This is a genomic window from Paenibacillus sp. 22594 (assembly GCF_052044425.1).
GTDB lineage: Bacteria > Bacillota > Bacilli > Paenibacillales > Paenibacillaceae > Paenibacillus_AQ.
In genome coordinates, this window is the sequence record NZ_JBQENA010000007.1 from 296,262 (window position 1) to 321,512 (window position 25,251).

The 25,251-nt window shown below is 51.4% G+C and carries 15 protein-coding genes and 1 tRNA gene; 4 read left to right on the forward strand and 12 right to left on the reverse strand.

The window, feature by feature from the left end; translation table 11 throughout:
• Positions 1 to 7 precede the first annotated feature (7 nt).
• On the forward strand, positions 8 to 919 hold the full coding sequence (locus ACTJKB_RS22375; RefSeq protein WP_440836575.1) for a helix-turn-helix domain-containing protein: 912 nt from the start codon (positions 8 to 10) through the stop codon (positions 917 to 919).
• Positions 920 to 987: 68 nt separating this feature from the next.
• Here the strand turns inward: ACTJKB_RS22375 and ACTJKB_RS22380 are convergent.
• Positions 988 to 1,071, reverse strand: a tRNA-Leu gene (locus ACTJKB_RS22380).
• Between the two features lie 146 nt (positions 1,072 to 1,217).
• On the opposite strand from ACTJKB_RS22380, the gene ACTJKB_RS22385 reads away from it, so the two are divergent.
• On the forward strand, positions 1,218 to 1,886 hold the full coding sequence (locus tag ACTJKB_RS22385; RefSeq protein ID WP_440836576.1) for an ion channel: 669 nt from the start codon (positions 1,218 to 1,220) through the stop codon (positions 1,884 to 1,886).
• A 174-nt stretch (positions 1,887 to 2,060) separates the two neighbouring features.
• Positions 2,061 to 3,851, forward strand: a complete 1,791-nt coding sequence (locus ACTJKB_RS22390; protein WP_440836577.1) for a helix-turn-helix domain-containing protein — start codon at positions 2,061 to 2,063, stop codon at positions 3,849 to 3,851.
• Positions 3,852 to 3,949: 98 nt separating this feature from the next.
• On the opposite strand, the gene ACTJKB_RS22395 is transcribed toward ACTJKB_RS22390, so the two are convergent.
• Entirely contained in the window at positions 3,950 to 4,855 is a 906-nt protein-coding gene (locus ACTJKB_RS22395) for a helix-turn-helix domain-containing protein (RefSeq protein ID WP_440836578.1), read from the reverse strand.
• Between the two features lie 160 nt (positions 4,856 to 5,015).
• Here ACTJKB_RS22395 and ACTJKB_RS22400 point away from each other — a divergent pair, with 160 nt between their 5' ends.
• The gene (locus tag ACTJKB_RS22400) at positions 5,016 to 5,417 is read left to right on the forward strand and encodes a hypothetical protein (protein WP_440836579.1); all 402 of its coding nucleotides are present in this window, start codon (positions 5,016 to 5,018) and stop codon (positions 5,415 to 5,417) included.
• 82 nt (positions 5,418 to 5,499) lie between these two features.
• On the opposite strand, the gene ACTJKB_RS22405 is transcribed toward ACTJKB_RS22400, so the two are convergent.
• The 10 genes from ACTJKB_RS22405 to ACTJKB_RS22450 form a co-directional block, all read right to left on the reverse strand.
• Complete coding sequence (locus ACTJKB_RS22405; protein ID WP_440836580.1) at positions 5,500 to 6,786, reverse strand: LysM peptidoglycan-binding domain-containing protein; 1,287 nt, start codon at positions 6,784 to 6,786, stop codon at positions 5,500 to 5,502.
• 194 nt (positions 6,787 to 6,980) lie between these two features.
• A complete protein-coding gene (locus tag ACTJKB_RS22410; RefSeq protein ID WP_440836670.1) occupies positions 6,981 to 7,679 on the reverse strand; it encodes a guanylate kinase in 699 nt (232 codons plus the stop codon).
• 141 nt (positions 7,680 to 7,820) lie between these two features.
• A complete protein-coding gene (locus ACTJKB_RS22415; RefSeq protein WP_440836581.1) occupies positions 7,821 to 10,607 on the reverse strand; it encodes a glycoside hydrolase family 3 C-terminal domain-containing protein in 2,787 nt (928 codons plus the stop codon).
• A 246-nt stretch (positions 10,608 to 10,853) separates the two neighbouring features.
• Positions 10,854 to 11,357: a hypothetical protein gene (locus tag ACTJKB_RS22420; RefSeq protein ID WP_440836582.1), complete on the reverse strand. Its 504-nt coding sequence runs from the start codon at positions 11,355 to 11,357 to the stop codon at positions 10,854 to 10,856.
• A gap of 396 nt (positions 11,358 to 11,753) precedes the next feature.
• On the reverse strand, positions 11,754 to 18,107 hold the full coding sequence (locus ACTJKB_RS22425) for an S-layer homology domain-containing protein (protein WP_440836583.1): 6,354 nt from the start codon (positions 18,105 to 18,107) through the stop codon (positions 11,754 to 11,756).
• An 18-nt stretch (positions 18,108 to 18,125) separates the two neighbouring features.
• Entirely contained in the window at positions 18,126 to 19,004 is an 879-nt protein-coding gene (locus tag ACTJKB_RS22430; RefSeq protein ID WP_440836584.1) for a carbohydrate ABC transporter permease, read from the reverse strand.
• A complete protein-coding gene (locus ACTJKB_RS22435; RefSeq protein WP_074110648.1) occupies positions 19,001 to 19,981 on the reverse strand; it encodes a carbohydrate ABC transporter permease in 981 nt (326 codons plus the stop codon). The genes ACTJKB_RS22430 and ACTJKB_RS22435 overlap by 4 nt, the downstream gene beginning before the upstream one ends.
• Before the next feature lie 57 nt (positions 19,982 to 20,038).
• Positions 20,039 to 21,460 (reverse strand): extracellular solute-binding protein, encoded by a 1,422-nt coding sequence (locus ACTJKB_RS22440; protein ID WP_440836585.1) that lies wholly within the window; start codon positions 21,458 to 21,460, stop codon positions 20,039 to 20,041.
• Positions 21,461 to 21,594: 134 nt separating this feature from the next.
• A complete protein-coding gene (locus tag ACTJKB_RS22445) occupies positions 21,595 to 24,027 on the reverse strand; it encodes a hypothetical protein (RefSeq protein WP_440836586.1) in 2,433 nt (810 codons plus the stop codon).
• 74 nt (positions 24,028 to 24,101) lie between these two features.
• On the reverse strand, positions 24,102 to 25,160 hold the full coding sequence (locus tag ACTJKB_RS22450; protein WP_440836587.1) for a LacI family DNA-binding transcriptional regulator: 1,059 nt from the start codon (positions 25,158 to 25,160) through the stop codon (positions 24,102 to 24,104).
• Between the last annotated feature and the right edge of the window lie 91 nt (positions 25,161 to 25,251).

The following is a 25,251-nucleotide window of genomic DNA, read 5'->3' on the forward strand; positions in this document are numbered from 1 at the left end:
CCAGGATATGCTTGATAGCGACTTGTTGTATGAGCAAGGATATAGCGTAAGCATCAACACACCGGCTGATTCGCTTTTTTATTATTTTGATTATGACCAGCGGTCCCATAACATCAATATGGAGTTTCAGCATTTTCATGACTTTTACGAGATTCATATATTAATGGATTCCAGAGCCACCCATATGATCGAGGGGAATGCGTATGCCCTTCAGCAATATGATATCGTTCTGCTTCGTCCGCACCGGCTGCACAAGACACAATACCCGGTAGGTCCGCCCCACAAAAGGCTGATCATTAACTTTGCGATGCCCAAAAATATACCCGGTCTAGAAACCGCTTACAAGAATATGTTTCTCTCTTTTGGAGAGGAAGTGCCGATTTACCGTTTGAATGGCGAGTCGCGGAGAGCCGTGTTTGAACCTCTTAACTCCATCTTCACCTTGTCACATGGTGCTTCTCCCCTGAATCCTGTACTGATTCACAGCTTGTTTCAGCAATTTCTGTGTGCCCTGTACCAGCAAAGAGAGCGGAACAGCTACGTCCTGGAAGAAGTGGGGAATTCCATTATGCAAAAAATATATTCGGTCACTGCATACATCCACAGTCATTTCAACAGCGAGCTGTCTCTGGATTCAATCTCCCGGGAGTTCTACATCAGCTCTTATTATTTATCACATCAGTTCAAGTCGGTCACCGGCTCTACACTGACCGAGTATATCCAAATGACCCGTATCCGCAATGCCCAGCAGCTGCTGATCAGCACCCGGCTGAAGATTTCCGTGATCGCTGAACAGTGCGGCTTCAACAGCTTCTCCCAGTTTAACCGGGTATTCCATAAGCTGAGCGGCATGTCTCCCTCCGGGTTCCGCAAGCAACAGGCCTCGTCCCCTTCAGCCTCAACCGCGCTGTCCTATTGAACGGAACTGATAAAAAAAAAGCTTCTGCGCTGCCCGGATGAGCAGTACAAAAGCTTTTTTTGTTATTATGCGGTCAAGAGGACTCGAACCTCCACGATATTGCTACCACTGGCACCTGAAGCCAGCGCGTCTGCCAATTCCGCCATGACCGCAAATTAATGAAATGCAACGCAAGAAGTAATATATCATGAATCTGGCGGGAGAGCAAGCGTTTTTTTATTCCTTTTGAGTTGCTGTCCGAATTGTCAAAAATATCGACTTTTCCGGGCTTTAACTATTAATTTCTGGGGGAATGCACATGAATGAACGTAATAATACAGAGGGATTTATATTGATTGTTTGGGTTTGGAAGACTGTTATTCAATTCCTGTCGAGGATTTCCGTCTTCGATATCGTCAGAAGGAGTATTTCCTTTGCTAGCTGGGAAGATAAAAGGAAGTATCTGTTCGTTGATATCTGGGTATTGGCACATACTCTGCTTTCAGTCCTGTCTATAATTATTATGAGATACAGCAGCATTGGCGTTATTAAGCAAATCTTGTTTTACTACGGAATATTAAGGGTCTTTGAGATATTTATTTATCAATTAAAAGTCAATCTGCTGGATAACTATGAAGAGAATGCTACCCTGCGCAGCTATAGAAGATCTATCCTCTTGCTTATACATAATTTTGTGGAAATTATATTTTGGTTTACCGCTTCATATGAATTTCTAATGAATTGGTTTGACGTGGCGGATCGCAGTACCAGCTTAATTCAAGCCTTTTATATGAGCTTTGTTACAATGACTACGTTCGGACCTCCTAATTTCAACATCGATAACAATCCAGCGATGGTGATCATAATGATTCAATCCGTGCTGGGATTATTTATGACGGTGGTTTCGATTGCCAGATTCATATCTATGCTTCCCACACCTAAATCACATGTCTTAATTGAAAATAGAAATGATACCCCTCTGTCCTGAGGCAGCCTCACTCTCTAACCAAGAGAGGCTCTCCTCCCGTTATACAGATCATAGCATCCAGTTCAACCTGTGGTTGCTTTTTTCACCTTCTACCCAACCATTAATCCATGTTCTTTCAAGAGGATGGAATTATAATAGACCTACGACGTCGAATTGAACCTTGGGAGATGTACTATGATCAGCAGCGAACAAGTAGGCAAGCGGATTGCAAGACTCCGTAAAGAAAAACACATGTCACAGGAACAACTGGCGGAACAGCTAAATGTCAGCGCCCAGGCGGTTTCCAAATGGGAAACGGGTAAATCACTGCCTGAAACCACCACGCTTCCACTGTTGTCCACCATATTGGGCCACTCTATAGACAGTATTTTGCTGCCCCAAAAGCTGGTCGTACTTAGCGCTGTTTATACCGATGGCCAGGAGGCCTATGATGTCACCCATTTCGTAAATCAATTCGTTGTCGGCAGCAGATTGAATCTTGCGGTCAGTATGTTAACTTTTCCCGAATCCATCAAGAGCGACCGCCTGAAGCTGCTGCTCCTGAAATATGAGACTCCTTCCGGAGTCTATGCTACTTATGTGCTGAATGACAATCTGCTTACCATTGATATTCATTCCACAGGCTATGCTGCCAGCCAAAGCGAGCTTGATATCGTATTCGCCGCCTATGGCAATGAACAGGCGAGCCGCAATGTACTTAACAAGATGAAGCATTATGAGTTTTTTCAGTGGAAACAGATCACCGCCAGCCACGAGCTTTTTCCAAGTCTGATCGACAATGATGGCAACGACTACCTGCTGCTTCTATATCTGAATGAGGAAGGCATTCATGCGGTAAGCTGTGCGGAAGGTGAACAGATTCACTATACCCCAGACCGGACACGGCTCTTTCGAACGGAATCTCCCCATGAGCACTGCATTATAGAGGGGGTAGGCCAGCTGGGCTTTGGCAGAGATATGGACTGCTCCTGGGCCGGGGCACTTCTTTTGTCTCTGACAGCAAGAGGAGTAGATACTACCTACGAGCAGATTATGGGCGTGTCGGGGGCGTGCTGGAGAATTTCTTTTACACCTATGTGGGATTACAGCTCGGCCGATGCACTTGTGGCCTATAACTACTCCGATCCGGCGTTTAGCGCCTATGGGCTAACCGCCGTTTGGGCCAACCATCTGAATCCTGAGGAGCGCAGATTGGAAAAGCACAACATCCTGGAGAGCCTACGTAATCATCAGCTTCCCATAGCTATCAACCTGCGGGTCGCTCCTGAGTGGGGGGTGATCACCGGGTATTTGGATGCTGGCGGCACTCTGCTGTGCCGCAGTTATTTTGACGATGAAACCTTTGAGGAACTTCGTAATGATCCGGAGTTTCTGGAAGACATGAAGGTTAGCAAGGGTTACCTGAACGTGGATCATTGGCCTTACATGCTTGTACGTATAGGCAGCCAGGGGCATGTCCCGTCAGCATTAGATAATCTGTATGCTTCGCTCAGCATCAAGGTGGATTCGATGAATACTGCCGGGAATAGAGGTTATAGCCTTGGTTACAAGGCTTTTGAGGCCTGGCAGGAAGGGCTCTTGGATGAGGCCTGGTATAGAAACGCAAGTGACAAGGATTTTGCACGCAGACTGGGGGTGAACCACTTTTGTATGATGGGATTAACCGATGCCCGCAGAAGCGCTGCCGCTTACCTGCAAGAATCCCTGCCGCTGCTGGATAACCGTCCTGGATCTCCGGCTCTGTCCGAACTGGCAGAATTGTACACACAGATGGCTTCATTGCTTGCAGACTTTTACAAATGCATGACTGATCCGGCTTCTGTCAAATCCGGTCCCTCTAAGCAGTCATGGACCCGGGAACAGCGGGAACAGCAAGCCGAACTGCTTCAGACAGTGGCAGCTTTGGAATTTCGCGGAGAGACACTTGCTAAGGAAGTACTTGGAACATTAGCTGAAAGATTATAGTGCACTTAAAGACCTAAAGAGAAGCGCAGGAGCGCTTCTCTTTTTTTAAGTAATATTTTTGCCGGGCTCCATTGGGATGCATCCTTCTTCAATCCCCGCTACCCCAGCTTCTTCACTGGCCGCAGCACCGCATACCCGTATCCCTCCGGGAAATGGCGCTGATAATCCTGCTTGGAGTCCTCGTCCCATTGGTAGCCCATACTCTCCGGATTATAGCTCCAGGCTACCTGCTCAACAATCCGCATCACCTCACCGTTGTCCTTTAGATAATCAAAGGGCGGGTGGAAGAAGACCAGGTACTCGGATTCGGGGATATCTCTGATCTGCATTCCCTCAGGGATCTCCCCGTTATAGTCTGCAGGCACAGGGATTCCGTACAGGTACCCTTTTTGTCCGTTCTGATAGAACCAGCCCGCCGTTTGGCCAAGCTGTCCAGGCAGAGTATGATGGGACATACTTTCCAGCGTTCCCGATACCTCATCGCAATCGTGCCCGTTCCCCCAGAACTGTCCATAGTCCGATACCTCAGCATCCCAGATCCCAATGAACCTATGGGCCGGTATGCGCTCGATCTTGATTTCCGCTTCCTGCAAATGCACCTGTCTCATCTTATCCCGCTCCTTGATCAAATAATGATAAGGGGAGAACACTTCAGAGCGAATTGCGAGCGGAATAGGCCTGAGTGCCTTCCGGTAAGCATAGGGTGTAATCTTAAAAGCCTTCACAAACGCCCGCGTGAGCGCTTCCTGTGACGAAAAGCCGAACTTCACGGCAATGTCCAGTATACGGGCATCCGTGTCCCGCAGCTCCAAAGCGGCGCGGCTGATTCTTCGTTGCCAGATGTAATCCCGCAGGGTCATTCCGGTCAGCGAGTGAAACTGCTTCGTGCAGTAATATGGCGAGTAGCCGAGCTGCTCCGACATTTTTAGAAGTGAAGGCACTGTGGCAAGATCCCCGTCGACCCAATCCACCATGAGCTGAACCATCTCATTCCATTCGTACATGCGGTGCTCCCTCCTTTCACTATCGATCTTAGCAGAGCCGGCTGCTGTAGTTTTGACTTGAATTGCAGTGCTTTTCCCTAAGAAAATTTCCCGTTCGCACAAGCCCCAAGCCATTTGCTGAGTAATATAAGAGTAAATAGAGCGAAGAGGTGAACGACACATGGGACAGCCAACTACAATGCGCAAGCGGGCCAAGGCGCTGAAGGGCCGGCCGGTCTGCATTACACTTCATGACGGACGTTCGTATGTAGGCTATATAACCGGGGTAGAAAAGGACGTGCTGATTCTCTCCAGACCCCATACAAGTACAACCCAAGCATCCGGTAAAAAACGGTCCAGCCGCCGGCAAAAAGCAGAAGTCTCCGCATTCATGCCGCTTATCGGCTCACTCCTGGGCGGCTCGGGAGCAGGCGCAGGCTTAGCATCAGGGCTTGGCGGCGGTTTGCGCTTCCTGGGATTTATCCAGAAGGCGATGCCGGTAATGAAGATGGGCTACGGGATGATCAAGACCATTAGACCCTTTTTTAACGGACTGAAGGGGTTAATGGGAAACAGCGGCTGAGCTTGCAGTCGAGATGAGCAAAAATACAAAAGACACCCCCTGAGGTGTCTTTTGGTCTGCGCCTATAATATTGACGGTCCGGCTATCTTTTAACAACCTGGAAGTTATCTTCGATCAGCAGCCAGTTCTGCGGAAAAGGAAGCCCCAGCTTCCAATAGCTGATTCCTCTAAGGCCCAGCTCCTTCAGCAGCGTGAATTTCGCCTGAATCGACCGGGCATCCTCGAACCAGACCTTATGCTGCTTGCCGGAGTCATCCGTATAGTCAAAATGCGGTGCCTGATCCTTATAGTCATACTGAATTGCAGCGTTCCTGGTTCTGGCCAAATCAATCGCGGCCTGGGGACTTAGTGCTTTGGCATAGGCTCCGCCCGCAACGTAAGGCAAGGTCCAATCATAGCCGTAGAGGTTCTGCCCCATCATGATTTTCGACCCCGGCATCTCGCTTAAGGCATACTCCAGCACCTTGCGGACAGGTCCGATCGGGGAGACCGGCATTGGCGGCCCACCACTGTACCCCCACTCATACGTCATAATAATCACAAAGTCAGCAACTTCACCGTGCACCTTGTAATCATGTGCGGTGTACCAGGCCCCCACTTGGGTTCTGCTTGTTTTAGGTGCAAGCGCAGTGGACAACAGGAAGCCTTCCTGATGAATCCGGGCCGCCGCCCTCCGCAAAAAACGATTATACGCCTCACGGTCCTCCGGGCGGAGAAACTCAAAGTCAAAATGGATATCACGGAAACCCAACTGCTTTGCTGTGTTAATAATGTTCGTAAGCAGCCGGTCCTGGATGGCAGGATCATTCAGAATAAGCCGCCCCAGCTCTGAGCTGAACTGGGCATTCTCCAGATTGGTCACGACCATCATCAGCGTCACCCCGCTCCGCCTGGCGATGGAGGCCAGATTGTCCAGAGGCGGCGCCGCAAGGGAGCCATCCCGCTGAACCTGGAAGCTGAAGGGGGCCAGATACGTAAGATGGGGTGCTGCTTCTGTCGCGGCACTTTGTAAGCTCTGGGATACCTCTTCCCCTCTCGGCTCGACATAGGCGTTAACTTCCGCGTTCCGCTTAGGCCCAGGCGGGATATACAGGCGAAGCCCAATGGGCAAGGGTTTGTTCAAGGATAACTGATTGCTAGCGGCTAAAGTATTGATGTTAACACCAAATCTTCGCGAGATGCTATATAGGCTATCCCCTGGCCGCACCCAGTAGTACATACCTGTAATTGGAATTACCATCGTCTGCCCGACCACCAGCCTTCCGGGTGCAGACAGTTGATTGGCTAGGGTAATCTCATTTGGGGTTACCCCGTAGGCTTCCGCAATACCATACAGGGATTGACCTGACTGCACAACATGAATTTGCATATGACCATCCTCTCTATCCGGGAACCACGAATGGTATATTTTATTCGGATGAACGAGAGGGTATGCGGCTTTGGCAGAGAATGATGCAGACCTGTTTCCTTCCGACAAAAAGACCGCCCTTAATCCAAAGGCGGTCTGCTCACTTATGCTTTTACCCCTCTATGTTTGATTGCGGTACACCTATTCCCCGCCACCTATATTTTCGTCTGTAAGAACTCCTTAATTTTCTGGACCGTAATCTCCGGGTCCATGTTCTGCAGTAGATACTCCGACTCCCTTTTAAAGGCCACTTCCTCCGTATAATTCCCCAGATATTCATCTACAATGCCGTACGGCACCGCTTCCCGCTCCAATCGAAGCTGGATATCATTCTTCGTGACGTATAAGAAAACCCGCAAGGCCTCTTCGCCGTATTTCTTCCGAAATGCGCTGGCGCCTTCATGATTCACTACAACGATGACAGCTTTATGCTCTTCAAGGCCTTGTTCAAGGTCCACCCATGCAATTCCGTAGTGCCCCCGCTCCAAATGGACCCTCTGGAAAAATGCATTTTTCTCCGCCATCGCCTGAAACTCACCGTCAGAGATAAAATGATAGTGTTGCCCATCCTCCTCTTGCGGGCGGGCCGAACGTGTAGTATACGGAAGGATGTAGGGGATTCCCAGCGAAGCACTAAGCTGCTTGGCAATACTTTTCCGCCCCGCACCGCTGGTTCCGGTGATAATAATGATCTTGGGATGGGAAGATTCTATAAGAGTCTCAGCCGGTTGGTTCTGAATATCCTCTTGAGTCGCTGATGCTTTGGACGTTTTCAGCCAGTTCCACATTGCCTTTCCCGTATGCCTATGTCTGCGCAAGCTTTTGACAGCAGCACCGGGATTCACCTCCTTCACATACAAGCTATACCTAAGTTAATTCGACAAATATCTCCAAATCCCTCTACCCAGCCCCCTTTAGTTGCCCCTCTGAAGACAGCAAAAAGAGAGTACCCTTAAGATACTCTCTTCTCCCTTTTATTTATCAATGAAAGCTGCTTACACCTGCTTGAATTCGATCCAGTCAATCTGAAGACCCGGCTTCACAAAATCCAATTTCAGCTCATACAAGCCCGCTTCCAGTTCAATCTTCACAAGCTTCTGTTTGATCCACTTGCCGTCTGTGCCATTCGTCTGAATAGTCGCCATCGTCTGACCGTTCAGGGTCACATTACATGCGCTTTGTGCCAGTTCCGTCTCTGTGGACATGATACCCACGATAATCCGGTACTCACCTGCTTGTTCCACTTTTACAAAGGTCGATCCCGCTTCGGAAGGTTTCACCTGTGCGTTCTGTGCCAGAGACTGTGCATGTTCTGCCGAAAGGGCAGAGTTCGCCTTGAAGCTCTCGACCGTTTCCTCGCTCACATGGGGTCTTGTGAATACCGGCGCATTCATAATGAACCGGCAGATGTTCATAGCAGAACGCTGAAGCTCTCCACGGGTCACTGAGCCATTATCCAGTGAATCCAGGGTGTTGTCATCATATGCGTTGACCTCGGAGCCATAATTGCTGACAACCATGTATACGTCATTTTGTGCACGGACCATCCAGTTCATATTCTTGCGGTCTGCCGGACCTCCATCCACAACATCGTTCATAATTGCCCACCAGTCCGTCATTACGATGCCCTGGAAGCCCCATTCTCCGCGGAGAATCGTGGTATTCAGATCATAATTGGAAGCGGCCCAATGTCCGTTCACCGGATTATAGGAGGTCATGATCGAGTTCGCTCCGCCTTCTTTTACCGCAATCTCAAAGCCCTTAAGATAAATCTCGCGGACCGCGCGTTCCGATACGATTGCATCCACCTTGCTGCGGTGCTTCTCCTGGTTGTTGCAGGCGAAGTGCTTCAGGGTGGCATTAGAGCCGCCTTTCATAATCCCGCGTGTGCATGCTGCCGCAAAAACGCCGGAAATCAGCGGATCCTCCGAAAAATACTCAAAGTTGCGTCCATTCAGCGGACTGCGGCGGATATTCAGCCCTGGTCCAAGCAAAGTATCCACGCTGTTTCTGACCAGCTCCCGGCCTTCCATAACATAGAGCTCTTCAACCAGTTCCGCGTTCCAGGTTGCCGCAAGCAGCGTTCCAATGGGAACCTGAGTCGCCTTGTGTCCGCTGTCCATCCGAATCCCGGAAGGGCCGTCTGCGGTACAAGCTACCGGAATGCCATAGCTGAACAGCTGGTCGCTGACCCCGCCAAAGGCCGACGCTGTACCCGGTGTAACCAGCGGACTGCTCATCCCTTCGCCTCTGACAATTACCGCGAGATCCTGATCGCTCAGTTGGGCGATGAAGGTGGTCAGCTCTACTTTTCCGTCATGCACATCTCTTAAGGTATAGCCTTGATACCCGGTCTGCGTAAGCGTTGCAGGCAGATTCTGCTCAATCCGCTCTTTCATCGAAACCTTGCGTGTTGGAACGGCAGCGTATACCAATTCATAGGAACCGTCTTCCTTGCGGGCTCCAGGCATCATCCGGGTGAACCCTTCGGTTGGCGCCAGCGCTTCCTGCAGCTGCTCCACCACCTCAAGAGCCTCCAGCACATAGCCGCTTCGTCCCTCTACCAGTACTTCTTCTGCCTTCTTAATGCTGCTTCCCACATAAATACGGTAGGTTCCCGCTTCCAGCACATAGGCCGAAGGATGCCCGGTCACGCCAGCGTCATCATAGGAGGCCATCGAATGAACCGGGAAGCTCACCGTCAGACGCTGCGACTCTCCCGGCTGAAGAACCCCGGTCTTTCCGAAGGCTGCCAGCACTTTGGCCGGTTGTCCCAGCTTGCCTTGCGGAGCTTCGTAATAGACCTGTACAACCTCTTTTCCGGCAAAATCGGTTCCCGTATTCGTTACGGTTACCCCAATCTCAGCGAAGGTCTTGCCTGCCCGGCTGACCAGCCTGGCTTCTTCCGGCTCGATGGAGAATGTAGTGTAGGAGATCCCGTAGCCGAACTCAAACTGAACCTTTTCGGGACAGAAGGTTTCAAAATAACGGTACCCCACATATATATCTTCCTGATAGAAGTTTTTGAATTCATTACCGTAGTTTGCAGTCGAAGGATAGTCCTTGATCGAATACGCAATCGTATCCGTCAATTTACCGCTTGGCGTCACTTCTCCTGCCAGTACATCGGCAATGGCATTGCCCCCTTCCATCCCGCCGTGCCAGGAGTAAATCACACTTGAAATAGGGTGCGCATAGCCGTTATCGTTCAGCCAGCTCATATCGATAATATTCGAGACATTCAGTACAACGACCGTTTGCTCAAAATAAGCCGTCACCTGCTTCAGCATCGTCTGCTCATCCGCCGTCAACTGGTAGCTCCCCGGCGCGTCAGCATTATCCTGATCTTCTCCCGCCGTACGTCCGATGACGATAATCGCCTTGTCCGATTTGCTTCTTGCCTGCGACACCAGCTCATCCGTTAGCGGCATTTCCTTCTGGTTCCAAGGCTCTGCTGCCCAGGCTCCGCCGCCATTGTCAAACGGATTCTGCTCAATCCACTTCTCGTAGACGGCCGCCAGCTCTTCATTGACAGCCAGATTCTTCTTACTGCGCAGTCCATCCAATAAATTGGTGGTATACGAGACATGCACGCTTCCGCCTGAGCCTGTACCGCTGCGGTAATAATTCACTTGGGTTCTGCCAAAAACTGAAACGGTTTCACCACCGCGCAGCGGAAGCACCTGGCCTTCATTGCGCAGCAGCACCGCGCCTTCCGCACCTACGGTCCGGCTGAATTCTGCAAAACCCTCTAGTGGAACTCCTAATTGCTGTGTAGTCAAATTTGTTTCCTCCTGATTGTCATTTCCTTATCCATATCTTACTATAAAGAATACCCTATTAAGAATCAAAGGGATTGTGGTCTATACAGACTGAACTTGAGATTTTGTCCAAACGGGATCTGGTCGTAACTGCGGGGAATGTTTGGGCTTCCGGCAGTTGTTATGCTCAGGCGATCTCTAGCAGGAGGTGCTATAGCATAAAAAAGCCCCCGGGAATCGGGAGCTTTCTCAACAGCAAAACTTGAATTAATTTGTATCATCGGAAATAGATGAACCAGTTTTTCCGAAAAATTCTCCATTAACGTTACTACTGCCACCACTCCATTGAAGCGTATAGTCTCCACCACGCATGCCTTGTTCGTAACCATGTTCGAAATTTTTCCACGCAATAGATCCATTTCCTGAAATTACCTCCGAAAAATATACCCAACCTGAATTTTTGTGTGTTAAGTTAACAGTAACTGAACTGCTACTATAGTTTTTCATAAGCAGTTTAATATGGCCATATCCCACATTTATAGTAAAGGTTTTTGGTACAACTGCGCCTCCCGTTACGGTACCCCCAATGGGGTTGGACGTATCAATAACAAATGGGCTTATAAATTGACCTTCGACAAAAGGATTACTAATGGGATTAATAGATTCAGGAGTTACATTCTTCTGAGTTGTACTTGGTGAAGCAAAAGCAGTTATCGCTGTTATTGCCATAGCTAAAGATAATGTCGCAAAAAAAGCACTTCTTTTCTTCATAAAATTACTTCACCCTCATTTTCTTTGATGTATTAATTGGTTAATAATGTATTGAAGATATATTGTCAGTGAAGTATTGTCAACTATTTCAAAAAACGACTTACGTTATCCATATGTATCGATGCGAGAGAGAATCTCGCTCAGCTATTCGCTCGTCTCCTACTGGCCTCAACTGCCCTAATGTTCCGCTATACTTAATGTCCGCATTTGAACCGCCCGTAAGAGCAGTTAAGACAACATATGTTTTTTCTAGAACCAATGGAAAACGTGGAACTTCGAACCATTTCCATAGTTTCAAAAATAAAAACGGCTGTCTCACTAGCAGAAAAATCTGCTGGAGACAGCCGTTTCGTTGGTTTCAGATTTGCTTAAGCTTGAAAATGTCCGGCCAGCCGCTTATTCGGCTTGACCAAGCAACCGGTAGATGACAGTCGCTGCTTGCGCCCGGGTAGCTTGTCCTTCTGGGACAAAGCGTCCATCCGGCATGCCGTTGATCAGTCCGCCGCTGCGCACCGCTTCCACCGCTTCAGCGGCATCCTGCGGCAATTGCTTCAGGTCGGTGAACGGAGCGGTCGCCGCTCCGGCTTCACTCTTCAATGGAACATTCACGATACCTGCGAGGCGGTAGATCATTACGGCCATTTCCTGGCGGGTAATTTGCTCATTAACCCCGAAGGAGCCGTCGGCTTTACCTTTTACAATGCCCAGCTTTTGTGCGCTGGCAATCGGGCCGGAGTACCAAACCCCTGATTTTACATCACTGAATGCAGGGACAGCCGTCTCATCTAGCAGATCGAACGCGTTCATCAAAATTTTGATGAATTCCGCACGGGTCACGTTGTCCCCCGGCTTAAACGCGCCTGCTTCCGTTCCCTGGATAGCCCCTCTGGCTGCCAGCGCTTCAATGCTGTCCACTGCCCAGCCCACGTTCGCTACATCGGTGAATGCAACGTTCGGGCAGAGTACCGCATAGGTTCCGTTATGCTTCATGTTGAATTCGAACATTCCGGTGGCGGCATTGTACTTGCCGCCTGCAACGATCTTGGCTGTTCCGGCATCACTCAGCGTGTAGGCGACCACTTGTTGGCTCTTGTCGCCAGCCTTTAACACATAAGGCAACGCCAGCTTGATGCCCTTCGCTTGCAGCGCGGTAGCCGGAAGCGCTGCTCCGTCAATATTCAGCGTGATATCGTTGACCGTTCCCGCTCCCTTGAGGGCGCCCGCTTGCGCCGGCAGGCCCGCAACGTCCACGGCCTTGACCAGCAACGTGAGGCTGCTGTTACCCGTGTACGATTTCAGGAAGCTCTGCGGCAGGATCACATCCGCCGAGCCGGTCTCAAGCTTCAGCGTGGTCACCGCTTTCGCTGCGGCCAGCGCTTGCAGCGGAAGCTCTACCGCCACTTGCTTCACACCAGCCGCCGCTTTAACAGTGACTGTCAACGTGCCGTCTTTGATGTCCTTGGCGGCAGCTTCGATATCACCGGCGGCTACCTGCACCTTGACCGTTCCGTCCGCCAGCACAACCGGCTGCACGGCGATACTGCCTTTGCCTACGGCAGCGGTCGCGCTAGGGCTTGGTTTCGGTGTAGGCGAACTAGTGGCGGAACCGGACGATGGAACGTACGGCGTAGCCGTTGGCGTCGGTGATGGTGTCGGCGTTGGTGTCGGCGTTGCGGACGGAAGCAGCTTCAATCCGGCAATTGCCGACCCCAATCTGCTTAACGCCGCATCAATGTCCGCCTGCGTAGCGGACCCACTCTCCAGCAGCAGCGAGGTATGGCTTATGGCTTCTGCGAGAGCCTTCCAGCTTGCTTCGGTATACAGCTCCTGCTTCAAACCTTTCGCTTCTTTAAGCTTTTCCTCCAACAGACTGGTATTGACCGGCAGATTAACAGTTACAAGCATCAGCGTATAGGTGCGCGTTGTAGTCTGGTCGGCAGCCGTTACCTTCACTTTGTATCCCGTTTTCAAATCCGTTGCCAGAGTGACAGCATCGTTTTCATAGACGGCAAAGGTAACTCCAGCCCGTACAGTTAATCCCTCTTTCAACTGATTTAGGGTCGTAGTCTCAGGCACAATAATTTCCTTCGCCACCTGATCCAGCGAACCGCCCGGAATCGTGATACCGCTAATGGAAGCATTGTGCTCCTCCACCGGCTTGAGAGCTTCAAAAGCGTTCTTCAACGCTTTGTAAGCCGTATCAATATCGCCTTCGGTGGATGAGTCATTTTTGTAGACCTCTGTTGCAGCCAGCAGAGCGGCGTGCAGCGTTTCCCACTGTTCCGGCGTTCCGCTGTAGTTATCTTCGTTCACTGCCGGGTCGGCAGCCGTATCGATCGCCGTTTTCAGACGCGTCTTGTCATACTTGACATAGATGCGGCAGCTTGCCCGCAGCTCACTTCCTTCCACCTTGCCCAGAACAGCAAAGTCGGTGGCAATGGTCAGCTTGTTCGGTGGAACTTCATCCCACACCACGCTTGCCTGCCCTCTTGTTTTGTCCGCATAGGTTACAGTCACTTTGGCAGGCAGAACTGGCATTACGTTTACCGTTGTATTGACCGAGACCGGCTCAATGGCTGTAATTGCTCCGTGATCAGCCGGAATCGGCTCTTCCCCACCGGCTTTGGCCGAAATGGCACGCCATTCCTTAAGTCCAGTATAGGAGCCGCCTTGCTTCACCATCGTCAGCCGCAGCTTGTCGGTCGTAATCTCATTAAAGGTGACCTCGTTGAAGCTGTCCTTCTCCGTCTTCTTCTCGCTCAGACCGCTGACAGGTTCGAATTTACCCGACGCGCTGTCCCAATATTCGAAGCTGTAGTCGGCAGGAACGATCACTCCGCCGCCATCATCGAAGAAATACAGCGAGCTTCCGGAGAGAGTCACCGGACGTTTCCACGAGTATTGTACCCAGTGGCTGCTGCCGGGACCGCCCCAGTTTCCGTATTGGGTTTCAATATCCTTGTCGCCAAGACCATTCGAAATAAGCGGGATATAACCGTCATTAATCGCGTACACATTCTCCCAAGCCGAAGTATACGAAGCGCTTGGCGTTGCGAGCAGAGCCGCATTTCTATAGCGTAGGCTGTCTATGGCCGACCGCAACTGGTCCGTTGTGGTCTGGACTTCCTCCAGGGTGTATTTGTCTTTGGCGAGCAGCGCCTTAGCCGCAGTCAGCGCAGTTTGCAGCCCCTGCCATGATTCAGGCGTAAAGTCGGCCTGATTCCGCACAAGTGGTCCCTGCTCCGAACTCCGATCTGCGAATTTCGCGATCATATCGGACAGTTCGGCGGTCGCTACGAATACGGTAACCGGCACATCGACTTTGGTAACCTGATCTCCGTCACTGACACTCAGCTCGTATTTATATTCGCCAACCGTCTTGAACGTCGCTTTCAGGACAGCTTGATCCAGCACAGGCGCTTCGACCTGGCCTTCACCGGAGACAAGCTTCCACTGATAGGTCAGCTTGCCGCTTGGCAGACCGTCATCCTGGATTGTCGGTACAAGGGTTAGCGGAGCGTCCTGCTCCACCTTCACCGGCGTATCGAGCATCACCTTCGGCGCACGGTTGGCCGCAGGCGTAACCTTCAGATTATTGTTGTAAATCTGGATTTCCTTGATGCCGGTTGCAAACCCCGAAGCATGGGTGAAATTAACGCGAATCGCCGCCGTATTCACCGCCTTGAACTCCACATTGTTATAGTTGGAGGTTACATAATCCGGATAACGGAATTGCCCCTCCACCGGTTTCCAGGTCGTACCGTCAGCATCCAGATATTCTACGCCGAAGGTCTGCGGAGCGTCATAGCCGTTAGGACGCCGGTCGTTGTAGAAGTAGACCTTCACATTATCCACCGTCTGAGAGCTGTCGAACTTGAAGGTCACCGTATCGGACGGATTCGGCGAGCCGCCGAACAAAGCCGTATTGGACGTATGATTGATGGAAGCAATCGTTGAGCCGTCCGCCAGATTCTTCACATCCGAGCCGCTCTTGATATAGCTGGATTCAATAGTGGTTCCAGCCGCAAGCGCCAGATTCTCACCGCTATGCACAACGTCAATGCCGGCTTTGTTGAACATATCAACCGCTTTTGCATTGCCGGCCAGCGAAGTGTCATCGGCTGCAGCCAGTTTGACAGCGCTGCCTTTTTGGAATAATACCTGCGTCTTCGAGTTGTCGCCTACAGCGCCCGGAACATCACCCGAAGGTTTTTCCACTTTGCCTGTAGCTGTATCAAAAATGATATGCGACATTTCATTGGTGGTCATCACACGCTCACCATTAATGAAGAGTGAATAGCCAGCTGGAATGCCTTTGTAGTATGGATTGCTGTCCGAATATTTTGCCGGGTCCTGCCAGACAATCGACAGGTTGGCATCATGATAACGCACATTGTCCACTGCGAAGTGGTCATATTTTACATTGATCGGCCACAGCTCGATTTTGTCATCCGTTCTCGGCTGCAGTCCGGCCATATCCTCCATGACCGTGTAATTCATCATCCCCAGCGTATCGTGGTGAATCCATGCCCGCACCATTTTGCCGCTCGGGTTCGGCGGGTTATCCTTGGTCCAAGGGGTGCCGAAGAAATAATCCTCCAGCCAGAAGAACTCATTGGAATCCAGATGATCCGTATTGCCCGGATTCACTGTATGCAGCCATGCGCCCCAGTCGAACAGTGTTTTATAGGTGTCACTGTTGATGTTGTCCACGGGGTAATAGCGCAGTGAAGCACGGATAGTATTAATATAATTGCCGAAGTTACACCAAGCGAACTGGTCGGTGCCGAAGGCATCCGTCTCGCCGTTCTTGAACGCATCCACCCGCTTCATAATGCTGTTCTGATCAGCAGTGAAGAATGGGAAGATCGGATAATAATCCGGATCAGCGTAGTCGTACAGTTGGGTCAAATACTTGGACTCATATCCAGTCTCCCCTGCCTTTGGCACGACGCCGAAGTTGAACACGAACATGTTATTGTCGCGCCACGGATCGAATACATCCTTGCTGCCTTCCACTTTTTTATGCAAAAAGCTGCCGTCGCCGTTGGTATCCGCTTTACCGTCACCGTCAAAATCCTTATTGTCATACCACATATTCGTCAAAATGGCCTGCTGGATCTTACCGGCAATCTCCTTCATCTGCGCGGCCTTTGTCTTATCGCCAAGCTGCTCATACATTTGCTGCGCGGCTACTGCATTGGCATACTCTGTGGACGATCCGTCCAGACGGGCATAGTTGCCGCCGCCTTTCCAGTGCATCGAGACCGTGTCGCCGTCGTTGCCGGTAATCGGCCCGTGGTTATAGTAGACCAGATCCGGATCTGTGCCCTTGAAATGAGCCAGCGTGCCGGTTACATCATTCGCTGAGAAATCAGCGAATTTCTTCAGCACCTTATCCCCGCCGCCGTAGATTTTGTAGGCTTCCCAGCCTACCTGCGACGAGTTCTGCATCATATCCCAGGTCCAGATGTTGGGCCGTCCAGGGTTGTTCTTATAGTTGGCATTCTCGGAATATTCGCCTTGGGCCAGCCATGTGCCGTAAGCATAAGATGGATCGCGCAGCCATTTCAAATCCTGCAGCGCCCACGGCACGCTGACCGTGATGCCGTTGTTATAGCCGAGCACCCCCTCCATATTCATCGGGAACTGCCAGTCATTTCCGGGAATGTTAGCCTCCAGCAGATTATAGCGGTTGCTCCACCAGCGATAGTAAAGCACCTTCTTCACATTCTCGTCCGGAACATCAATGTACGGAATGTTTTGCGCCCACCACTCGTTGTACTGCTTAACCTGATCTGAGAAAGCCTTTTCATTATTAGCTGCCTTGAAGTCGGCATACTGCGTCTTGGAGGCAGGAATCTCTTCTGCCAGCCAGCCCATGACGACCTTCTGGTCAACCGATCCGCCTGCCGGAACGGTGATCTCTTTGACGAGATCGTTGCCCGCTGGACTCATGCCGTCTCCGCTTAAGTGAACATCGACATAGGACATTGCTTCCACATACTTTTCACCGGCCCGTCCGACCATGATCGGAGCGGCAACCCGATTGCCAATGAGTTCATCACCTTCCGCCTTGGAGACAAATGGCGATTTGACCGTCATCGTTACTGTGACCGGCTGGCTTCCCTTATTGGTAAGCTTCAGCAGGGTAACGGCACTGTTGTAGGCGGAAATGAATTTGCGCTGGTTGATTTCCAGCCCGCCGCTGCTGTAGGTCTGATTCTCGTGACTGGGATAATTTTGGCGTTTGTCTTTGTCCTCCACCATGCCGCCCGTCGAGAGGGAGATGTTGTACATCGTATCCTTGTTGAGCGTATCCGCATAATGCACCGTGCCGACAAAACCAAGCTGCGAATTGTCCTGTGTCTTCATGTACAGGGCGCTGCCGCGGCTGAACAGCATATTAGCGCTGCTGTCGTCACCGACATTATCGTCGGGAATGACGCCGCTATTGACTAGCAGTGAATCGAGCCACGGCAGGTCGGCATTGTCTTTGGCGAACTTGGCAAAATCAAAGTCCTCCATTTTCTTCATCATCTGGCCGATAGTTTCCTGGCTGAAATCCACCGGCTGCTTGACGATTTGGTTGCTATCCTTCCACTTCGCCGGACCATAATCCGTGCCTACCCCTTTATGCACAAAATCCGTCGTATAGTTCGCCGATGCCGGCACAATCCCGGCATTCAGGGTAACGGCCGTACACAAGGCCGCTACCCAAATCTTTCGATTCCATTTCTTTGTTGCCATCTTTGTCTTGTCTCCTCTCTAACCTTTAATCCCCGTCAACGTAATACCTTCCACAAAATATTTGTTGCCGATCAGGAAAAACACCAGGCAGGGAGCCGTAACGACCAGCGCAAGCGCCATAACCTGTTCATAGTTCGGAATCCGCATCCCGTTGACGATGTAGAGACCCATCGGCAGGGTATAGTCAGCTTCCGTCTTTAAATAAATCATCGTGTAGAAAAATTCATTCCAGCAGTTGATGAAGCTGAACAGTGCAACAACAATCATCGCCGGGCGAATCAGCGGCAGCATAATGCGGGAATAGATGCGGAAATGGCCCGCGCCGTCAATCTTGGCCGCCTCGCTTAATTCACCTGGAATGGTCATGAAGAATTGCCGTAACAGAAAGACAAAGTAAGCATTGCCGCCCGCGCAAAAAAAGGCGGGAATGATCAGCGCTGGCTTGCCAGCCAGTCCAAGCGAAGTGTACAGCGAGAATTGCGGCAGCAGGGTTACCGCACTCGGCAGCATCATGCTGCTAATGACGAGCACGAACCACATCCCGCGCAGCGGGAACTTCAGCTTGGCGAAGGCATAGCCGGCAAAGCTTGTCGTAAGCACGGTGCCGATCACATAAGGAACGACAATGGACACCGAGTTCCAAAGCTGCCGCCAGAACTGAATGCGCTCCAGCCCCAGCTTGAAGTTATCCGCATTCAGCTGCTCCGGGAAGAACACGGGCGGACGCGCCAAGATCTCCGAATGGCTGACGAAAGCGCCGCGCAACAGCCAGTACAGCGGGAAAGCGAAGATCACCCCGAGCAGGCAGGACAGCGTAATGAGCGCCATATGAATGGCTTTGCTTCTGCTTTTTGCCCGCTTGATGCTGGAATATTTCATCGTTGCCGATGCCGTCATAATCTCACCCTCTTTCTTTTGCCCATGGAATCGTCCCGTTTAAACGAGCCCTGAAAGTAGAATAATACGCCGGTAATAACCATCGTAATCAGGAAAACGATCCAGGCCTCTGCGGACGCCAGCCCGCGCATGCCCACTTGGACAAAGGAGTGATCATAGATCATAACGTTGATGAAATAGGTCATCCGGTCAGGCGCGCCGTTTCTCGACAGCACCACGCTCTGGGTATAAATCTGGATGGAAGTCATCATGCACATGATCAACTGGAAGAAAAGCACCGGCTTGATCGTCGGGTAAGTCACCTTCAGGAACTTGTGCCACGCATTGCCGCCATCCATTTCAATGGCCTCCAGCAGTTCGCCGGGGACATCCTGCAATGTGGCGATGAAGACAACAATCGTCCCGCCGCAGGTCCACAAGCTCATGATGAACAAGGTCTCGAAAATCCGGATCGGGTCCGTCAGAAATTCTACGGGCGCTATTCCCAACTGCAGCAAAAGCCAGTTGACAAGTCCGCCTTTGGCCTGATTTTGCAGCAGCATTTGCCACACAATCGTAGTCGCCAGCATCGGCACCACGGACGGCAGAAAGAAGATGGCCCGCAGCATATTTCTGCCGATAAACTTGCGGTTCAGCAACAGTGCAACGATCAGGCAAAAGAAGATCACAAGCGCCACATTGACGAAAGCGTATATCAAGGTTACCGTTATCGATTTTTTGAACTCGGAGCTGGGATTGTTGAATATATATCTGTAGTTATCCAGCCCGATCCAGTCCATTACCTGACTTCCGCTCAAAATTGTAATTTTATGAAAACTGTAAAATAAGCTGGCCAGCATCGGGTAGAGCGTCAGCACCAAAAATCCGATAATGGCGGGCGCTGCAAATAAATATCCGGCAACCGCCTCCTTGGTGGCGCCTTTGGCGTGTTTCTTGACATAGACGGGTGCCACACCGGTTTTGCTCTCTGGGTTCATAAGCACAGCCCTCTTTTCAAATAAAAGCTTTATACTTTTGGATTAGTGATGTCAGTTCTAGGACACTTTACCGCTTTCCCACAGCTTCTTAATCGCCGGCATGATCGAATCATAAATTTCCTTAACGCTCTTCTTGCCGGACAACGCCTGGTCGATTGATTTCTCATACTCCGTATTCATCTTCAGGTAAGCCGGAACATAATAAGCAGGCCATTGCACGATGGCATCCTTAGTGGTGGAGTAGCTGAGAATTGTTTCTTTGGCACTTTCCGGAAGATCGCCGGTCCACTTGTCCACCAGGGCAGGATCCGTATACCAGTCTGCCTGATTCGGCAGCCATGCACCGCTCTTCAGCAGCTCCAGACTGTTCTCAGGGTTAACCATGTAGGCGTAGAATTTTTTGGCTTCTTCGATATGTTTGGAGGTATTGTACACAACCAGCGGAGCGCCAGCGTTCATTGTTACTGCCTTCTCCATTTTCGGCAGCACGCCAACCCCGATGTCCTCGTTGCCTTTGATGTTGGCTAAATCCCAGGAACCGCTGATCGCCATAGCATATCCGCCACTGAGCGCGTCTACAGCGGAACCAATTCCTGTGCTCCAAGTGTAGGTGAATGGAGAAGCTACCTTATCCTTGTTGACCAGATCAGCCAGCTTTTGAATGCCCTCTGCGCTCTTCGGTGAATCCCATTGGAACTCCTTACCGTCCGGTGATACAATACCGCCGCCGTTCGCATTGGCTGCCCAGAAATGGTGGAATTCGCGGCCGGCAGTAAAGCCCAGACCATAATTCTCGGTAAGTGAAGCATCGAACCCGGCATCTGCAGCCGTCTTGCCCTTCGAATCCTTGGTAAGCTTCTTAGCGTTGGCTACAAAAGTATCCCAATCCCAGGCGTCTTCTACTTTGGTAGGAGGATAAGAAACACCGGCTTCGTCAAATTTCGATTTGCTGTAGAACAGCAGCTCCATTTGGTTGGAGAGTCCCACACCGATTACCTTTTGTTCGGGGGAATGGATGGTAATTGCCGGTAGCTTCTCGGGGATACTTCCGTCTTTCAGCAGATCGGAGATATCCGCCAGAATGCCCATTTCATTGTACTTTTGAATGTCGCCTTCACCCATGTAGCTGATGTCCGGCAGCTCGCCGGATTGCAGCCGGGTCTGGATAAAGGTGTCGAAGGTGCCGTCTGCCGGCAGTACCTGCGCGTTGATTTTGACTCCGGTATCGGCCGTATATTTCTCTGCGGCTGCTTCAACCAGCTTCTTCTGCACATCATCCCCCCAATACAACAGTTCCAGGGTAACGTCCTTCGCGGACGCATCCTTATTGTCCGCCGCCGCTTCCGATGCCTTCGGTGCCTCTGTTGCCGCATTTTTGGCATTGCCTGAGTTGTTCGAATTGCCCGAACAGCCCGCCAGCGCGGAGAACGCCATCGTTAGTGCAAGAGACAGAACCAGATTGCGTTTGCCAAACTTCATGTTTGTTTCCTCCCTTATGTCAAAGCTATTTATTTCAAGTCAAACGAGTTTAATCGTTTAACTTAAAAGCTACATAAACTTGCATAACCGGATGTTCCCCCGGCCCATAGCGGCGGCGGGATCAGCAGAGTAATTTACAGGCAGGCACTGAACCGTCCGTCCCGCAGGCGGACTCTGGGCTGCAGCGTACCTTGAGGAGCGCGGAATTCCAGCTTATCTTCAAGCAGCAGAACTCTTGACGGATATGCGGCATAGCTTGTCACAATCCAGCCGTCCTCCTCTTCGGTAAGGAACCCGTTGACGCAACGCATCTGACCGCCGCTGTCCCGGTACAGGTAAGCCGTCGTCCCGAAGCCGAGCAGATAGGCGACCAGTTCCTCACCCATATCCCAATCATCCCCGGACACACCGGAGAACAGAGAGGCGAACAGTGGATCGCTTGCGCCCACGAACACCGATTGTCCGAACCGGTTCCGTGAAAGCTCCGGCATATTCAGGTTGGGAGCAGCCACGCTGTAGGTCGAAGCCGCTTCGCCGGGCTCCAGACGGCGCGGTGTGGAGCGTACGTTCCAGTCATAGCAGTTGAACACCGCCATCGTGGAGCGGTAAGCCGCTTCCAGATATTCAGGGTCGCCCAAATGCTCATAAGCAACCAACGCCGACGCGGCCACAAGTCCGCCCCATAAGGAGTGGATCATGGGAGACAACGCTTCCCACCAGCGATCCGGATTTTGCAGCCGGTAATCATTGCTGAATCCGATGTTAGCCAGAATAAGCTGTCCGTAACGCGCTGCTTCGCCGGGAATGCCAAGACGGCACAGGGTTTCACAGGTTGGGCCGAAGCCAGCGTTATCGTAGAAATGCTCTGTAACCGCCCCGCCGTATTGCTGCACGCCGATCTCCATGCTGCGGCCAAATCGCTCCCATAGCTTCAGCAGCCGCTCGTGCCATTCGAACAATCCCTCACCCTCCAGATCCTTCAGCAGCTCCTGTATGTAGAGAATAAAAACGCCGTTCAGGCTTGACTCGTCCTTCTCCCGCTGTCCGGGATGGCAATCCGGGTCCAGCCGCATGCACATGACTTCCGCAGCCCACTCCAGATATACCCGGGGCGGATTCAGCTTCAGCAGCCCGCCATCCATCCGCGACAGCAGATAGAAGACGTGGCCGATGTAATCGAAGTCGTAGATGCGGTAGAAGTCTCCGTATAAAGGACGCGGCCGGGAAAAATCACCGTCTACGAACCAATGTGACTTCATATCCAGCACCGCAGCAGCCTCAGCCTTGGCTACCTGCTCCGGCACGGGAGTGGTCATCCTGTTGTTCATCAGCAGAAACGCCAGCTTACCTAGCGATTCCCCCTGATTAGACAGCGGCCGGAAGGCATGGGGCCGTTCCGCCGCCTCTGCGCCCTCATAGCTCCTCGCGGCCAGCCACTCCGCCCGCCTCTTGAGCAGGGTGCCGACCGGCTCCAGCACGTTCCAGACCAGGACATCGCGACGTCCATCCTCAAGCCTCAGCTCCAGCTTGTGCTCTCCCGGCTCGCTCCGGTGAAGAGACAATGTATACCCGCTGCCTCCGCCGTTCTGCCCGGACCCGGTCAGGGGCAGCGCCTGCGCCGTAACATCCTCCTCGCGGATGGCATCAGAGCCTCCAGGCGCACTGTATAGGCGCAGTTCGCGCAAAGCCTGGCCATCCGGCAGGCTCAGCGAAGCCTGGAATACCCCGTCCCTCGGCAGCACAGGTGTATAGCTCCAGCGCGGATGCCCAAGGACTTCGCCCCGGCGGTAAAATTCGTCCATATCCTGGAACGGAAGAAAGACATATTCCCACACTTTCGTCTGTTCTGGTTCAAGCTTCAATGTTTGGTAAGCGCTACCATAAATCCAATCAGCCGCTGCCGATTCACTCATTGAAGCCCCGTCTTCGACCAGTGACAACCGATGGTAGAGCAGGCCGTCCAGCGAAGGCGAAATCTGCTCAAGAAAGCGGTTGCTATACCGGCAATAGGAACCTGTCGCCACCGTTCTGCCTTCCAAGCTGTATACACCCAGATGTGGCCCTTCATTGCTGCGCCGGACGGCGGCGAATTTGGCGAAATCTCCGCCAAGATGAGTGAACACAGCGCAGGATTCCCGCATATTGCGGATCACATTCTCGTCACGGTACATTACATAAGCCAGTGAAAACCAGACATGCAGCCCGTTGATGTTGGCAGGCTTGTCCGAAGGATTCGACAATTTGACCGCCCACCGCAACTTTTCGCCTTCCAAAGTATACACCAACGTGACCACAACTGGGGAGACAGTAAATTCTACAGTTGCACGGCATGGGCCCTCTTGTATAATTTTCGGAGTGAGGTCAGCGCTGCGCAAGTTTTTCCCGTTCAGCCGCATCGTCCATTCTCCGAACAGCTTATCATCGTCATCTTTATATCCGGCCTGCTGCAAATAGCCGGGGTCTATCACCCAATTCATCTCATGGGGATCGTTCCGCATGACGAGAGCCTCCATGGCTCCGCGCCCACTAAGTTCGATTCTGTATTTCTCATTGCTCAGTATAGTCATCAGCCATCACCTCTTTCACATCCTGCCGCTAAGTTAAACGTTTAAATTAGCGGGAAAATAAGTGATGTGAAACATCACTCCTGTTTCTGTTCCACATCACTGTGCCATACTCCGACCGAATCGCGCTCGATCAAACGGCATTCCGGCATTACGAGCGTCTGTACCTTGTTTCCGTTAATTAAATGATAGAGCGCTTCAATGGCCTGATATCCCATCTCATGCAGCGGCAATCCCATCGTTGTTATGCGCGGCCTCAGGTAATCACTGAATTCCCGGTTATCAAAGCCGATTACCGACAACTCTCCCGGAATACTGACTCCGCACTCATCCGCCGCCTGCAGTACACCGACAACCATCACATCGTTCATCGACAGGATAGCCGTTGGGGGCTCCGGCAGCGCAAGCAGTTCGGCTGTCAAGCGATAACCGGATTCCCGTTCCCAATCCCCCATCTTGATCAGCAAAGGATCAAAGGGCAGCTCGAAATCGGTAACCGCTCTGTAGTAGCCGTTCAGCCGCTGTCTGGATGGAATGGAATCCATCAGACCACTGATAATCGCGATTCGGCTGTGTCCTTTACGGACCAGATACGACATCGCTTCATAGGAAGCCTGCTCATCATTATATTGGATCGATATATCGTTCTGTGTATAACCGTAAGTATATACAATGGGTATGCCTTCGGCATCGATAAGGCCGGTCAAATCACGGGTATGTACACCGATATAAATGATTCCATCCACTTGCTTGCTGAGCAGCTCGGACACGGCGTTGGCAGCATATTTGCGGTAAGCTTCCGTATCGCCGAAATTGCGGCCAATCCGCTTATCCAGTCGGAGGTTGACAAGCAATATATGCAGGTCGTGCCGGTCCCCGAAGTCATTGATACCGTCGATAATATCGGGTGCATTGAATACGGTCACATCTTCTGCGATTACACCAATCGTATTCGTGCGGTTGCGTTTGAGGCTCTTTGCAATATCGTTCGGTTTGTAGTTCAGCTCTTCTATGGCTTCTGTCACCCGCTTATGCGTTTCAGGACGGACATTACGGGTGCCGTTAAGTACATAGGAGACGGTAGCAATTGAAACATTGGCCTTGAGAGCTATGTCTTTAATGCTGGTTTTCCTCATAGAATTCTCCTGTCTAAGCATCCGAACCAAAGTCCATTAGCCGTTTAAACGTTTAGATTTATAAGTGACAACTAAAACTTACCACATTAGA